Source organism: Paenarthrobacter sp. 10L420 (genome assembly GCF_056395385.1).
The window spans coordinates 114,477-128,443 of the sequence record NZ_JBFTJK010000006.1 but is presented as its reverse complement, the minus strand read 5'-3'; the positions used below and the strand labels follow the sequence as shown (position 1 = coordinate 128,443).

13 protein-coding genes are annotated in these 13,967 nt (G+C 59.0%); 3 read left to right on the top strand and 10 right to left on the bottom strand.

The window, feature by feature from the left end; all coding sequences use genetic code 11:
* Positions 1-13 precede the first annotated feature (13 nt).
* Positions 14-691 (bottom strand): peptide deformylase, encoded by a 678-nt coding sequence (locus AC1DD5_RS11450; RefSeq protein WP_477521501.1) that lies wholly within the window; start codon positions 689-691, stop codon positions 14-16.
* Positions 692-790: 99 nt separating this feature from the next.
* Between AC1DD5_RS11450 and AC1DD5_RS11445 the strand changes: the two genes are divergently transcribed.
* Positions 791-1,216, top strand: coding sequence for a nuclear transport factor 2 family protein (locus tag AC1DD5_RS11445; RefSeq protein WP_477521500.1), 426 nt, complete (start codon positions 791-793; stop codon positions 1,214-1,216).
* Between the two features lie 26 nt (positions 1,217-1,242).
* On the opposite strand, the gene AC1DD5_RS11440 is transcribed toward AC1DD5_RS11445, so the two are convergent.
* The 3 genes from AC1DD5_RS11440 to AC1DD5_RS11430 are packed head-to-tail and all read right to left on the bottom strand — an operon-like array spanning position 1,243 to position 4,235.
* Positions 1,243-2,373 (bottom strand): FAD-dependent oxidoreductase, encoded by a 1,131-nt coding sequence (locus AC1DD5_RS11440; RefSeq protein ID WP_477521499.1) that lies wholly within the window; start codon positions 2,371-2,373, stop codon positions 1,243-1,245.
* A 9-nt stretch (positions 2,374-2,382) separates the two neighbouring features.
* The gene (locus AC1DD5_RS11435) at positions 2,383-3,102 is read right to left on the bottom strand and encodes a class I SAM-dependent methyltransferase (RefSeq protein ID WP_477521498.1); all 720 of its coding nucleotides are present in this window, start codon (positions 3,100-3,102) and stop codon (positions 2,383-2,385) included.
* On the bottom strand, positions 3,099-4,235 hold the full coding sequence (locus tag AC1DD5_RS11430; protein ID WP_442017802.1) for a type III polyketide synthase: 1,137 nt from the start codon (positions 4,233-4,235) through the stop codon (positions 3,099-3,101). Before AC1DD5_RS11430 ends, AC1DD5_RS11435 begins: the two co-directional genes overlap by 4 nt.
* Before the next feature lie 232 nt (positions 4,236-4,467).
* On the opposite strand from AC1DD5_RS11430, the gene AC1DD5_RS11425 reads away from it, so the two are divergent.
* Positions 4,468-6,861: an ATP-binding cassette domain-containing protein gene (locus AC1DD5_RS11425; protein WP_477517397.1), complete on the top strand. Its 2,394-nt coding sequence runs from the start codon at positions 4,468-4,470 to the stop codon at positions 6,859-6,861.
* A 136-nt stretch (positions 6,862-6,997) separates the two neighbouring features.
* Here AC1DD5_RS11425 and AC1DD5_RS11420 read toward each other — a convergent pair whose 3' ends face one another.
* On the bottom strand, positions 6,998-7,186 hold the full coding sequence (locus tag AC1DD5_RS11420) for a hypothetical protein (RefSeq protein WP_477521497.1): 189 nt from the start codon (positions 7,184-7,186) through the stop codon (positions 6,998-7,000).
* A gap of 50 nt (positions 7,187-7,236) precedes the next feature.
* Between AC1DD5_RS11420 and AC1DD5_RS11415 the strand changes: the two genes are divergently transcribed.
* Positions 7,237-8,373 (top strand): HAD family hydrolase, encoded by a 1,137-nt coding sequence (locus AC1DD5_RS11415; RefSeq protein ID WP_477521496.1) that lies wholly within the window; start codon positions 7,237-7,239, stop codon positions 8,371-8,373.
* 37 nt (positions 8,374-8,410) lie between these two features.
* Here AC1DD5_RS11415 and AC1DD5_RS11410 read toward each other — a convergent pair whose 3' ends face one another.
* The 5 genes from AC1DD5_RS11410 to AC1DD5_RS11390 all read right to left on the bottom strand — a co-directional run bounded on the left by AC1DD5_RS11410 (position 8,411) and on the right by AC1DD5_RS11390 (position 13,786).
* Positions 8,411-9,373, bottom strand: a complete 963-nt coding sequence (locus AC1DD5_RS11410; RefSeq protein WP_477521495.1) for a carbohydrate ABC transporter permease — start codon at positions 9,371-9,373, stop codon at positions 8,411-8,413.
* A complete protein-coding gene (locus AC1DD5_RS11405) occupies positions 9,370-10,368 on the bottom strand; it encodes a carbohydrate ABC transporter permease (protein ID WP_477521494.1) in 999 nt (332 codons plus the stop codon). The genes AC1DD5_RS11410 and AC1DD5_RS11405 overlap by 4 nt, the downstream gene beginning before the upstream one ends.
* Before the next feature lie 32 nt (positions 10,369-10,400).
* Positions 10,401-11,729 (bottom strand): ABC transporter substrate-binding protein, encoded by a 1,329-nt coding sequence (locus tag AC1DD5_RS11400; RefSeq protein WP_477521493.1) that lies wholly within the window; start codon positions 11,727-11,729, stop codon positions 10,401-10,403.
* 342 nt (positions 11,730-12,071) lie between these two features.
* Positions 12,072-12,422 (bottom strand): DUF3846 domain-containing protein, encoded by a 351-nt coding sequence (locus AC1DD5_RS11395; RefSeq protein ID WP_477521492.1) that lies wholly within the window; start codon positions 12,420-12,422, stop codon positions 12,072-12,074.
* A 614-nt stretch (positions 12,423-13,036) separates the two neighbouring features.
* On the bottom strand, positions 13,037-13,786 hold the full coding sequence (locus AC1DD5_RS11390; RefSeq protein ID WP_477521491.1) for an RNA polymerase sigma factor: 750 nt from the start codon (positions 13,784-13,786) through the stop codon (positions 13,037-13,039).
* Positions 13,787-13,967 lie beyond the last annotated feature (181 nt).

The following is a 13,967-nucleotide window of genomic DNA, read 5'->3' as shown; positions in this document are numbered from 1 at the left end:
TAAAGAGTGGCGGCTAGCCGTGCAGGAAACCGAGGGTCCGACGTGCATCCTCAACGTCCGGATTGGACCACCGTAGGGAATGTTCGGCGTTGCTGGAAAGCGATCGCATTTCTGCTTTGTCCACGTAGAGAACTCCCTGCAGGTGGTCTGTTTCGTGCTGCACAATGCGTGCCTGCCATCCTGAGAACCATTCCTCCACGGGGCGCCCCTCTGGCGTGAGGTAGCTCAATTCCACATTGCGATACCTGGTGACCACCGCTTGGTAGCCACTCACTGACAGGCATCCCTCATAGAAGGACGCTGTCTCATTGCCCAAGGGCCGATATTGCGGGTTGAGCACAGCCATGAACTCCATTGGCTCCCTGTGCCGGACCGTTGCCGACTCCGGATCCACCTCGTACTTGTCTTCAAGGACTGCCAACTGCAACGGAATGCCCAACTGCGGAGCCGCCAGTCCAACCCCCGGTGCCGCATGCATGACCTCACGCATCCGCTCGATGAACGCCGCCAATTCAGCGCCATCAAGCTGGCCGTCATAGGGCGCCGCCTGTTGCCGGAGGACGGGGTGCCCGGCTTGAACGATCGGCGGAAGTTCCTCGGTTTCAAGTAGCCGCAGGACTGCGTCCCTGATCTGAAGGGGATTAAAATCAGTGGCCGGGCTGGGCGCCTCGGAGTGAGGTTGCTGCGTCATGACTCGAGCCTAGCGCGAAGGCTCCGCTTCGCGCCTGCGTCCTGCACTACGGTTCGCCCTTGCCGGGCCTCGGTCTCCGCGTTCAGCTAGGCTCGTCGAATGAGCGAAAGCAACCCCCTGGACCATGTACTCGGATTTATCAGGACGGTTGAGGCCGGCGGCGGCGCCGCTGAGATCAGCCCATACCTGGCTCACGACTTTACACTCACCGAGTGGCCGCACGCACTATCCAAGACCGGGTCCACCAGGACTCTTCAGGAGACTCTCACCGGCGCGGATCACAGTAAGGACATCGTGGCGAACCAGAGCTTTGACGTGGTCCGGACCACCTGCGAAGGCAATCGGGTAGTCCTGGAGATGAACTGGTCAGCCACATTGCTGCTGGACCTCCCGCACTGGGACGCTGGCGAAACCATACGTGCGCGGAGCACAGCTGTTTTTGAACTACGGGATGGATTGATCGTCAGCCAGGACACCTACGACTGCTACTACACCCTTCCCGAACAGGCAGCCGCAGGCTCCTGAATGAACGCTGGAGGAACGTGGACGAGCTAGCGCATGGTGAAGCGCCGCTCCACCAGTGCTGAGACCCCCGGCAGTTCCAAGGCATGGGCAAAAAACGAGTTTCTGGCCGCCATGATTGCCGGAGGCAGAGGCCTTCCAAGCGCCATGTTCAACCCCGCCTGCAAGGAGGCGCGGGCCGCTGCCCGGCGTCGGTCCTTCTCGAACAGTTGAAGCTGGCGGCCGACGCCCTGCCCCCTGAGGGAGGCACCAATGAGAGGTGCCAAGGCAGCAGCGTCAAGCCATCCAAGATTCATTCCCTGGCCGCCAATGGGGCTGATCTCATGGGCGGCGTCGCCCAACAACACGGTTCTGCCATGGATCATGCGCCCCGCAAGCCTGGATTGGACATCGAATGCACTCAGCATGGTGTTGCTGTCCGAATCCAGCACGGCCCCGGTCCTGGCGTGGACCATGGCAGCCAGGTTGGCCGCCGTCGCGCCTCTGGCCGGGGCTCCCAGCCGTACCACCCATCGCCGAACCTCTCCAGGCAAAGGGAAAGACTCGACGATGCCCTCCGGCTCCAGATACAGGACCGCGTTGTCTCCGTGGCCTGTCCCATCAGTGAAGTCGCCCATCAGATAACTATCCGGATAGTTACGGGCCGGGAGGTCGGGGAGAAGACGTTCTCGTATCAGCGAGTGGGCTCCGTCAGCTGCCACCAAAAGACGGCTGGTAACGGTGCGTTCCCCGGAAGCTGAGGCCGCTCGGACGCTGACAGTGCCGCCGTCGTCGGCAAAATCGCGCACGTCCGCGCCGCGGACGATCGCGTCCGGGTCCAACGCAAGGACTGCTTGCTCCAGGGCCTGCTCCGTCACTGGTTGCGGGACCGCGAGGATGAAGGGAAAGTGCGGGTCCCCTGAAAAAGGCAACTCGGCGATTCTCCTGCCTTTGCTGTAGGCAATGCCCCGCTCGATCCGCACGCCGGATGCCAACAACGGCTCGGAAAGACCGGCCCTTTCCAGTTCCATGAGAGCCGGCGGGTGTATCCCTATTGCCCTTGAACGGTGGCTCCTGTTCAGTCGGCGTTCAAGGATTCGGACCTGGTGCCCTCGTTTGAGCAATAAAGTGCCCATGAACAAACCGACAGGACCGGCACCCACGATGATGACGTCAAGCACGTCCGTCCCTCATGTCCAGGATCCATTGCCGTCATGCTCGTAGACGAGCAGGTTGTGCCATGGTCCGTTTCGATCCACCCTCCATCCTCCCGGAGCCGCCGTTTGGAGCTCTGCAGAGGTGAAACTGCGTTTGATGGAGACCAAACCATCTCCGCAGATGAAAGAGCCAACGCCCAAAGGCCAAAAGCCGGCCGCGAAGAGAAGGTAGGCGATGTTGCTCCGTTTGAGATCGTTATGCAGCGCGAGCCTGCGGCTCAGTACTTCTGAGTCCTTCAACACTCCGGCGAGTTGCTCAGCGTCGAGGTGGTGGAGCATGTGGTTCGACAAGACGATATCGAAACTGCTGCCCTCGGCCGCAAGCTCGGCACTGTGCGCCCGCCGGTAGGTGACGCCTTCCACCGCTGGCGCACGGGTCGCAAAATTGTATGCCCGTTCGTCAGGGTCTATGGCAGTCACCTCTAACGCAAATCCATCCTTAGCCGCCCATTTGGCCAGGCTTCGAGCGACGTCCCCACCACCGCACCCGATGTCCAGGACCGACGCCGTGCCACTCGCTGCGAGAACTGGCCGGAAGCGGTCACGGTACGTCCGGTGCCATCCGGAAAGGAGGCGGTTAACCACCGGGAAGCGGGCGTAGCTGCGATCCAGGCGCTGGAGGTCACAATCAGGCCGGTCCATGTCCTCGATGGCCTGCAAGTCCCTGTCCTTCAGGAATCCCCAGGGGCTCACAGGCTGGGAGAGACCAGGGTAAAGAGGCCTGTCTCCACCGTGAGGCCGGGACCGAAAGCCATGGAGCAGATCCGCTCCTCGCGTTGGTTTGCGGCCTGTCCGAGCATGTACTTCAAAACAAACAGCACAGTGGCGCTACTCATATTGCCGTATTCCCTGAGAGTCTCCCTTGCCGGGACCAGTTGCTCCGCAGTGAGTTCGAGCTTGGATTCGACCTTGTCCAGAATGCTGCGCCCACCCGGATGAATGGCCCAGTGCATTATGTCCCGATAGGGCAGTCCTGCCAGTTGAGGCTCCTTGGCGAGCAGCGGCTCCAAGGCGCCGGTGATGTGCTCCTCGATGATGTGGGGCACATACGAACCCAAGACCATTTCAAAACCCTCGTCACCGATGTTCCAGGCCATCGCTTCTTCACCTACGGGAGTGAGGACCGTTTCGAAGTGGTCCAGCCTGATGACGGGCTCAGGCCCTTGCGGTTCCTTGGACGTCACGATGGCCGCGGCTGCACCGTCGCCGAAGATCGCCGAGCCCATGATGGTGTCAGGGTCGTTGGAGGTGCGCACGTGCAGCGAACAAAGCTCCACACAGATAACCAGAACGACGGCGGCTGGATCTGCCAGGCAGAACTGCTTGGCTGCCTTCAGGGCTGGAAAAGCGGCGTAACAGCCCATGAAGCCCAAGTGGTAACGCTGCACGGAGGGGTTCAGTCCCAGTGCGCGGACGACCTTGTAGTCGGGACCAGGGTTGAAGAATCCAGTGCAGGAAACAGTAATGACATGAGTGATGTCATCGAGATCGATATCCGGTACGCGCGCTACTGCAGCTTTGCCGGACTCTATGAAGAGCTTGGTGGCCTCTACGGCAAAAATCTCGTTCCGGACTTTGGTGCTCGGGCTTAGCACTTGGTTGGTTGAGGGATCGAAGAATCGTGGATTTTCGGGATGCGCGTCCAGGCTCAGCTCTTCCACCGCCGTATAGCGGGTATCTATGGCAGCGGAGTCGAAGCAGGTGGAGACCAGTCGCGACCCCAGCCGGGTCAGGCCTGGTTGCGCTGCGAAGACGTCGCGTGCCTGCGACTGCACGAGGATGGTTGGCGGAACTGCGGTTTCAAGGGACCTCATGTATACCGGCATGCTTCATTCTTAGTGAGTCCGCAGCTGATGACAATGGTTGGAGTGGTTCAGGATTCGCGTCCTCCCGAAGGCATGCAGCGCAGGCCGTTAGTGTGGACAATGACCGTTGCCGCTTTCGCGACGACGAACGAGAATTTTACGTACTGACCGAGGCTGGCCGGTCCGGGCCAGGCGGGCCGCCGAGCTTTTGGGCAGCGCCGACCAACAGATGGTGCCTAAAGATGGAGAAATCATGAGCATTGCCACGAGCACCGACACGCAGTCTGCTGCGTCGCACGTAGCAGACACCCACGACCTCATTCGGGTGCAGGGTGCGCGCGAGAACAACCTCAAGGACATCAGCGTAGAGATCCCCAAACGTCGTCTCACCGTGTTCACGGGTGTCTCCGGCTCGGGCAAGAGCTCCTTGGTCTTTGCAACCATCGCCGCAGAATCCCAGCGGATGATCAATGAGACATACAGCGCTTTTGTTCAGGGCTTCATGCCTTCGTTGTCACGGCCGGATGTGGACATGCTGGAAGGCCTGACAACGGCCATCATCGTGGACCAGGAGAGGATGGGCTCGAATCCGCGCTCAACCGTGGGCACGGCGACAGATGCCAATGCCATGCTCCGCATTCTCTACAGCCGGCTCGGGCAGCCCCACATCGGGTCGCCGAACGCGTACTCATTCAACGTGCCCACCGTTAAAGCCAGCGGGGCCATCACCGTCGACCGCGGCGAGGGCAAAACCAAGACGGAGAAGGCAAGCTTCAACCGCCTGGGCGGCATGTGCTCACGCTGTGAGGGAATGGGCTCGGTCAACGATTTCGATCTCACCGCGCTCTACGACGACAGCAAGTCCTTGAACGAGGGCGCGCTCACGATTCCCGGGTACACGATGGATGGCTGGTATGGCCGGATCTTCAGCGGATCAGGCTACTTCAATATGGACAAGCCAATTGCCAAGTTCACGAAGAAGGAGCTCCACGACCTCCTGTACCGGGAACCCACCAAAATCAAGGTCGAAGGCATCAACCTCACCTACGAAGGTGTCATCCCCAAAATCCAGAAATCGATACTCTCAAAGGACGTTGACGCACTTCAACCACACATCCGCGCCTTCGTGGAGCGGGCCATCACTTTCACCACCTGTCCGGAGTGTGAAGGCACCAGGTTGAGCCCGGAGGCACGTTCTTCCAAAATCAGCGGCAAGAGCATTGCGGATGTGTGCAAGATGCAGATCAGTGACCTTGCTTTGTGGATCCGTGAAATCAATGAGCCTTCAGTGGCGCCGCTTCTCAAGGGACTACAGCACCTTCTGGACTCCTTCGCCGGGATAGGCCTCGGATATCTTTCCCTCGATCGGCCTGCCGGTACATTGTCCGGGGGAGAGGCGCAGCGAACCAAGATGATCCGGCATCTGGGCTCATCCCTGACTGACATCACGTACGTCTTCGACGAGCCAACCATAGGGTTGCACCCGCATGACATCGAGCGCATGAATCAGTTGCTGCTGCAGTTGCGGGATAAAGGCAACACTGTCCTGGTAGTCGAGCACAAGCCTGAAACGATTGCGATCGCTGACCACGTGGTGGATCTGGGTCCCGGCGCGGGCACAGGCGGCGGCACCGTCTGTTTCGAAGGCGATCTGGACGGGCTGCGGGGGAGCGACACCATCACTGGACGCCACCTCGACGATCGCGCATCCATTAAGGAGCAGGTTCGTTCCGCCTCCGGCACTCTTGAGGTCCGTGGCGCCTCCACCAACAACCTTCAAAACGTGGATGTTGATATTCCATTGGGCGTGCTGTGTGTGCTCACCGGGGTGGCCGGATCGGGCAAGAGCTCGCTCATTCACGGGTCCGTAGCCAAACGTGACGGTGTCCTGGTGATCGACCAAGGTGCAATCCGGGGTTCCCGCCGAAGCAATCCTGCAACCTACACCGGTCTCCTAGAGCCCATCCGCAAGGCATTCGCCAAGGCCAACAACGTGAAACCGGCACTTTTCAGCTCCAATTCCGAAGGCGCTTGCCCCACCTGCAACGGCGCCGGGGTCATTTACACGGACCTGGGCGTCATGGCCACTGTGGAGTCAACGTGCGAGGAATGTGAAGGGAAGCGCTTCCAGGCATCCGTACTGGAGTACAGGCTTGGTGGCCGCAATATTGCAGACGTGCTTGCAATGTCTGTCAACGAGGCTGGGATCTTCTTCAGCGAAGGCGAAGCACGCACACCGGCCGCCCACAAGATCCTGGACCGCCTTGCCGACGTCGGGCTTGGTTACCTGACGCTTGGCCAGCCGCTCACCACACTGTCCGGTGGGGAACGCCAGCGGCTCAAGCTTGCCACGCAAATGTCGGAGAAGGGCGACATCTACATCCTGGACGAGCCGACCACAGGCCTTCACCTGGCCGATGTCCAGAACCTGCTCGGCATGCTGGATCGTTTGGTCGAGTCAGGAAAGTCAGTCATCGTCATCGAGCATCACCAGGCCGTCATGGCACATGCGGACTGGATTATCGACCTCGGGCCCGGCGCCGGACACGACGGCGGCAAAATTGTTTTCTCTGGCACGCCAGCTGACTTGGTGGCTGACCGCTCGACGCTGACCGGCAAGCACCTGGCGGCTTACGTCGGCGCTTGATACTCGATTGGCCTGAAAAGACGCCAATCCAGCTTGTTGGGAATCCGTCTGTAGCCGCTTCTCAACTAAGCTTTTTTGCGGGATTCCTTGACTATTCCCTGTGATGTGACCCACACTTACTCAAGATTTGGACTATTTACAGACCATTAAAGATCTTGAGCGCAGGGGGAAGCATGTCCACATTTTCGTCAGGCTTGGTCAAGGGTGACAACACCCACGCGAAGGAATCTCGCCGGAAGCACCATTTCCGGTTTGCGACCACTGTGGCGGCAGTGGCGATCCTCATGTCGGCCACGTCGTGCGCCCCGCCACTTGCAACCGGCATTGAGCCAGCAGCCGAGTGCCGCCAACTTGACGCCAAACTGACGTGGCCGGATGAGGTCCGGGAACAACTACAAAAAAACCATCGACGCCCACAGCAGTTGCACCGGAACATCCCGCGGAGACCAAGCTCCAGTGGCGATCTTTGACTGGGACAACACCGTGGTGAAGAACGACATCGGCTATGGCACGAACTTTTGGATGCTGCGGCACGACAAAGTCCTGCAACCGGCGAACAAGGACTGGAAAAGCACAAACCGCTACCTTACAGATGCGGCAGCCAAGGCGCTGACAGCGGCCTGCGGCACTGACACTCCCGCAGGCCAACCTCTCAAGACCAGCAGCAACATTGACTGCGCCGATGAAATCCTCGCCATCCTTGAGGACAAGACACGTTCCGGCGAACCCGCATTTGAGGGCTTCAATGCCCGCCACCTCATAGGCGCCTACGCCTGGGGTACGGCTCTCTCTGCAGGATATACCGAGGAGCAGCTCGGCCAGTTCGCCCTCGCGATGAAGCAGGAGAACCTGTCCGCAGCACAAGGCAGCATGCAGATGGTTGGAAGCCAGCAGGTGGACGGTTACATCCGGATTTACCCACAGATGAAGGACCTCATCAGTGTCCTTCAGGCACACGGCTTCGAAGCCTGGGTGGTGTCCGCATCGCCCGAGCCGGTAGTCAAGGCCTGGGCCGGCGACGTCGGCATCGACGCCGGGCACGTCGTGGGCGTCCGCAGCGTCTACGAGGACGGCATCCAAACGTCCCACCTGAAAGGCTGCGGCGGAATACCCGACGGCGAAGATTCCGTCATGACCTACATCGAAGGAAAACGTTGCTGGACCAATCAGGTGATCTTCGGCGTCGAGGGTCCTTCAGCCTTTGAGCAGCTGCCTGCCGAACGCCGCCAGATCGTGGCCGCCGGTGACTCCGGCACAGACGTAACCTTCGTTGGCGACGCCACCGAAGCCAGGCTGGTGGTGAACCGGAACAATGCCGAAATCATGTGCCGCGCGTACGACAACGAGGACGGCAAGTGGTTGATCACGCCAATGTTCATCGACCCCAAACCACAGCGTAGTGAGCCGTATCCATGCACCACCAAGGCGTACACCAACCCGGACAGCAGCAAGGGGCCGGTGATGCGCGGGGACGGCAGCCTCATCCCGGATCAGGCGGACCGTGTCCACTGAGGGGATTTCCTGGTAGCCGCTTCTGTCGCGAAGGCTCCTACTTCAGGCTTCCCATGGTCACGCCTGAGCGCCAATAGCGTTGCATGGCGATCATGAGGACGACCATGGGAATCGTGGAGATGAGTGATCCTGTGATCACGAGACCGGTCAGGTCATACTGACTGTCAGTTCCACGCTCGAGCCATGAATAGAGTCCGAGCATCACAGGCCATTTGTCTGCGCCCTTGAGGAAGACCAGAGGCCACATGAACGTGTTCCAGGAAGCCACAAAGTGAAGGAGAAATATTGTTGCGCCTGCAGTTGTCATGAGCCTGAGACCGAGGGAGAAGAAGATCCTGTACTCACCAGCTCCGTCGATCCTGGCTGCCTCCATGAGCTCACTGGGGACTGCTCCCTCGGCGTATACCTTCGCCAAGTAGACGGAAAATGAGCCAAACATGCCGGGGAGGACCATGGCCCAGATCGTGTCGTAGATACCCATCTGCGTAAAGAGCACAAAGGAGGGGACGATCATGAGGGTTCCGGGAATGAGGAACGAAGCGATAATGAGGCCCATGGTGAACCCTCGCCCTAAATAGCGGTACTTGGCGATGGCATAACCCGCTGCCAAGGCAACCAACGTCAACCCGACTGAGCCCAGCGTGGCGTAGACCACGGTGTTCCAGAGCCATCGGGCGAAGATGCCGTCCTGATAAGTGAAAAGGTCCGAGAGGTTGTCCAGGAGACTGAATTCCCCAAACCACATGCCGTTGGTTGTGTACAGCTCTTCTTTCGACTTCGTCGATGCCACGATGAGCCACCACAGCGGGCCCGCGGAGTAGACGGCCAGGAAAGCCAGAATTCCCAGCATGACCCAGCGGGAGACTCCCACAGCCTCGTTCGCGGATCGCTGTACATTTGGATTTCGCCTCCGCTTGCGGGGGAAACGAGCAGTATGGGACGCGTCTACTCCTTCATGGACTGTCCCGCTCACCGCGGGCCGCAATGATGCCTGGGTCATGACTCGATCCTGTTCGTAAAGCGGTAAATGATGGTCGAAACGATGCCCACCACGACTCCCAGCACGATTGAGAGTGCCGTGGCGTAGTTGATGTTTCCCACTTGGAAGGCCTGGTTGTAGATCATCATGGCGGGCGTGAAGTCCTTGGTTATGGTCTCCGGAGTCACGGCCCGGAAGAGAAGCGGCTCGTTGAAGATCTGGAGCGTTCCGATGATTGCCAGCAGGCTTGTCAGAACGAGGGAGCCCCGAAGGAACGGCACCTTGATGTCCATGGCGATTCGCAGTTCCCCGGCGCCGTCGATCCGGGCGGCTTCAAAAATTTCATGGGGGATTGACTGAAGGGAGCCGTACATGATGAGCATGTTGAACCCGATGCCGCCCCAGATTGCCAGGTTCCCGATTGAGGACCATATGGTGTTGCCGGCGAAGAAATTTACCTGGACCCCGAACACCTGGAGGAAATCACTCAGTGGTCCGACAACGGGGCTGTAGAGAAAAATCCAGACCATGGTGGCCACCAGCCCTGGGACCATGTAGGGGAGCAGCAGCACGATCCTGAACCGCGCCGCCACCCGCCGCCGGACGCCGTCGAGCACCAAAGCCATCGCGAGGCTGGCCAACTGGCCAAGCGGAACGACGATGACCGCGTAGATGAACACGCGAAACATTCCAGCCCAGAAGGACGTGTCCGCGAGGGCTTCGGCAAAGTTGTCAAAGCCAACAAAGGTTGACGTTGCCTTGCCGAAGCCGAGCCCGGACGTCTTGGTCGCAAAAACGCTTTCCTTGAGTGCCATCCCGACTGGAATGAGGGTAAATAAAGCAAACCCGAGGAGGAACGGGAGACTAAGGGACGCACCTTTCAGGTCTTGCTTTACGCGCCACCCGGATCGTGCCCGAAGGGCTGGCCCGCCCGTTCCACCGCTGTTTTTCTTCCGGGTCGTGTTTCCACGAGGGGACCGGCGTCGCTTGGTTGCTGCCTGGATAGTTGCTGTCATGAAGTCCTCCTGCTCTCAATGCACCGCAGCCGTTAGCTGCCGGTGGTGAATGAGATGCCCTTCTTTTCCAGGTCCGAGGTCACGAAGTTCTGGACATTCTTCAGTGCTTCGCTCAACTTAATCTGGCCCGCCACGGCCTTGCCCCATTGATCCTGCAACTCCGGGAACCACGCGTCGTAGTTCGGTCCCAGTTCGAATTTGCCGACCGTAGCCTTCTGGGCCTCAACCATGACTTCTGCAGCTTTGGTGTCGTCGACGAAGAAGCCTTTAGGGATGACATCCTTGACGTACGGGGACGGGTCCTTCAGGGAGGAGGGCAAGCCTACGGAACCAGTCTTGGGGTTCTTGCCCGCTTGGATACCTTTGGGCGTGGCTAGCCAGTCGGCGTACTTGACCACGGCTTCAGGGGAGTCGCAGCCAACGGGGACAAAGCTTGGAGTCGATCGGCCTGGAGTGGCCTTCTTGTCGGCACTGAATTGCGGGATCTCCACTGCCTCCCAGTGGCCCGACGTTGCGGGAAAGTTCGTTTTGTAGCCGGTAAGCGACCACCATTGCGTGGTTGTGGAGGCCATCTTGCCTGAGTCGAAGTACGAGTACAGGGCAGGCCTATCCTTATAGGTCTGATTTGAGACGAAGTCGTTGTCGATAAGTTGCTGGATGATGTCGGCCGCCGCCATCGTGGCCTTGTCGGTAAAGTTGACCTTCCATTTGTCCCCGTCTATCGCGAACCACTCCGCGCCGCCCTGCTGGGCCAGGTTCATCAGGGTACTCGGGTCCTCACCGGCGAGGTTGGTGACGTCAACGCCGTTGGCTTTGAAGATTTTGCCGGCGTCCACGAATTCCTGCCATGTGGTGGGTATCTTCACTCCGTACTTGTCGTACGTGTCCTTGTTGACGATCATGAATTGCCCGTCAGATCCGGAGGGAAGACCGTAGTAGCGGTCATTCACCTTAGCCGCGGCCTTGGCACCGTCGTTGTAGATGTCCTCGGTAGGAGTGACAGCATCAGTGATGTCCTGGGCCCAGCCGTTGACCACCATCGTGGTCAACGGCGCGAAACCCTGAACCAGGCATGGAACATCGCTCTTGGCTTCCATGGCATTCCGGAAATTTGTTTGGGTAGCGGTGTTGGAGGCCTGGAGAACGTAGTTGACCTTAACATCGCTCTGTGCGGCGTTGAACGCGTCCGCTATCTGCTTACCCGTTTCGGCATTCCAACCCCACACGTCAATCGTGACCGGGCCCGACCGGGCCGCTGGGGCTGCCGGTGAGGCAGCGCCCCCGCCGCATGCCGAAAGTAATGCGGCTGAGGCTAGGACGGCAGCACTCAAAGTGACCCGCCTGCGGTGTGTTAACTTCATATGTCTCTCCTTTGAGGTGGTACGAAACGTGGGGAAAGGGCCCGTTCCCCACGTGACTGAGCCGAGGGCGAACTGGATAGGAAATCGTTATCCCAAGCATGAGTGATGAAGGCCACATTGTCAACGCGTTAGCGCTAACAACGGCTTAACGGCGCGCTGTTGCTGATAACCAGGGACCGAATGCTAGGGGAGTAGCGGACGCTTTTGGCTAAGAAGGCTTACTGGTGGGAGTGTGGCCAGTGAACTTGCCTGGACCCACAAGAACGGCCCCTACGGATGGTGTTCCATCCGTAGGGGCCGTTAGCCACTGACCGACTTCTAAGGGGCAGCTAGCTCTTTTGGCTACGCGGCAAGAGCGGCATCGAAAAGTTGCTCGGCCAGCCGGAGCAAGTGAGGGGGTGCATCTAACTCCTCGCCGTTGTCGTCATGGCCAAGTAGAACGGCGGTCCCACTAACGGGCTGTGCAATATCCAAGCCTGCTTCGCGCAGCAACACCTCGGCCCGGGCATTCAGTCGCAGGGGAATAGACCCTGCCTCGTCGTTAAGATAGACGTGCCAATCGTTCCAGGTAATTGCTTCAACGTTTCCTTCAACCAGCCTTTGCATTGCGGGCAGGGTCGGGTCGATTCTTTCGACGCGGACGGGCTGCCTGAGAGGAGCTGGGATAATCAGGGCATTGTGTTTCCGATACATAATTCATCCCTTCCACGTCTGGGCGACCGGCATTCCCAGGGCTTCAAACCCGTCCCTCCTGGGAATGACCAAGTGACCGCTCGGGGCAAACTTTTACATAGACTTGGCCGCGATTTAGACCGCGTCGTGCCTGTGTGCCAGATCCACTAACAACACTGACCCTAAGCGCGACGCGTCACCTTTGGTTTTTACGCGGCTTTTGGAAGAGATTTTCGCTGGTATCAATTTTTGCCTTTTTCGCGGCTCTTTTTTCAAGAATTGATTTTCCCGATTTTTTGGCACTCACATTTCTGGGGGACTTACCGGCCACAGGAATCACGCCTTTCTGAACGCTATCTAGCAATCACCATACCGACTTTAATTTTTAAAGCCAGTCCGCGGTTTGGCGGATATTTCTGCAGGCTGCCTCCAGACAAGACTTTCGAGGAATTGCCGCAGGCCTCAACATCCCAGGAGCCGACATGCCGCCCGAGCGCACGGACATCGCCGGCCTGATAGTGGCAGCGCGCCGTCAGTCCGGCTTGATGTAGACAAGCCCCTTCTGATCCCGCGCTTTTAACGCCGATAATCTACATTATGTAAAGTAAGGAAGGAGAGGCCACCCCCACTAAGGCCTATCCAGCGCGCGACCCGGCCTGTTTCATTCCTGACTGAACTTCCACCAGCTCAGCCAATACCCCTGTGCAATGGAGGCAGTCGTCCAAGTGGCGGCGCACTTTCTCCTGGGCGGCCTGGCGCACGGCATTTCGGACGTATTTGCCTAGATAGCGCGAGAAGTCCGCGCAGGGGTCGGTGGCAGCGCCCTTCACATGTTCCTGCAGGTATGCCTGACGGAGACCCTCCCGCGCTCTGATGAGCAATGACGACACAGCGTTTGGAGTCAGTTCCATAGCCCGTGCCGCTGCAGCTGGCTTCATGCCCTCAACGTCCACATGCCAAAGTACGGCCTGCCAGCGGGATGGCAAGGAACGGAAAGCCAGCATAAGGATCGTCTTCTCGAAGTCTTTGAGAACAGTGTCATCATTGCCAACCACCACTTCACCCGCAGCGCTATTCAGCGTCGCCGCTGCTCGCCTGCTCTGCAAATTGCGGCGGTGCGACATTCGCCGAACGGTGGTCAACAGATATGACCTGAACGAGTCCACCGGTCCCCTGCCCTGAAGCAGGGATTTTAGGATCGATACAAACGCATCGGATACCACGTCGTCAGCGTCCGTTGGATTATCCGATTCAGTGCGGGCAACATAAGTGGCAATGACTTGATGCCGGCGGAAAAGTTCCTCGTAGGATCCGGAGTCTCCCCCGCGCACGGAAGCAACCAGGTATGTGTCACTCTCGCCAGCAACTAACGCATGTGTGCCCACTCCCCTCCCCTGCTGACTTTGTGCAGGTTTCAGTAGCACTTGTACTTGCTGAACCGTCGTGGAAGATTGGACGCGGCCGAACGGCAGGACGGGAGCAAGCATGGCTGCCTTCCAGAGTGTTTGAGTGGTGACGCCTAGAATCTAGGCAGCAAGTGATTGGTCACACTCAAAACGCAGGCAA

Coding starts and splice junctions, on each gene's coding strand:
- AC1DD5_RS11420 (WP_477521497.1), bottom strand. CDS start 7,186: ATGCCGGTTGCAAGTGGCGGGGCGCACGACGTGGCCGACATGAGGATC.
- AC1DD5_RS11430 (WP_442017802.1), bottom strand. CDS start 4,235: ATGCCGGTATACATGAGGTCCCTTGAAACCGCAGTTCCGCCAACCATC.
- AC1DD5_RS11405 (WP_477521494.1), bottom strand. CDS start 10,368: ATGACAGCAACTATCCAGGCAGCAACCAAGCGACGCCGGTCCCCTCGT.
- AC1DD5_RS11415 (WP_477521496.1), top strand. CDS start 7,237: ATGAGGTCCGGGAACAACTACAAAAAAACCATCGACGCCCACAGCAGT.
- AC1DD5_RS11425 (WP_477517397.1), top strand. CDS start 4,468: ATGAGCATTGCCACGAGCACCGACACGCAGTCTGCTGCGTCGCACGTA.
- AC1DD5_RS11410 (WP_477521495.1), bottom strand. CDS start 9,373: ATGACCCAGGCATCATTGCGGCCCGCGGTGAGCGGGACAGTCCATGAA.
- AC1DD5_RS11395 (WP_477521492.1), bottom strand. CDS start 12,422: ATGTATCGGAAACACAATGCCCTGATTATCCCAGCTCCTCTCAGGCAG.
- AC1DD5_RS11450 (WP_477521501.1), bottom strand. CDS start 691: ATGACGCAGCAACCTCACTCCGAGGCGCCCAGCCCGGCCACTGATTTT.
- AC1DD5_RS11400 (WP_477521493.1), bottom strand. CDS start 11,729: ATGAAGTTAACACACCGCAGGCGGGTCACTTTGAGTGCTGCCGTCCTA.
- AC1DD5_RS11445 (WP_477521500.1), top strand. CDS start 791: ATGAGCGAAAGCAACCCCCTGGACCATGTACTCGGATTTATCAGGACG.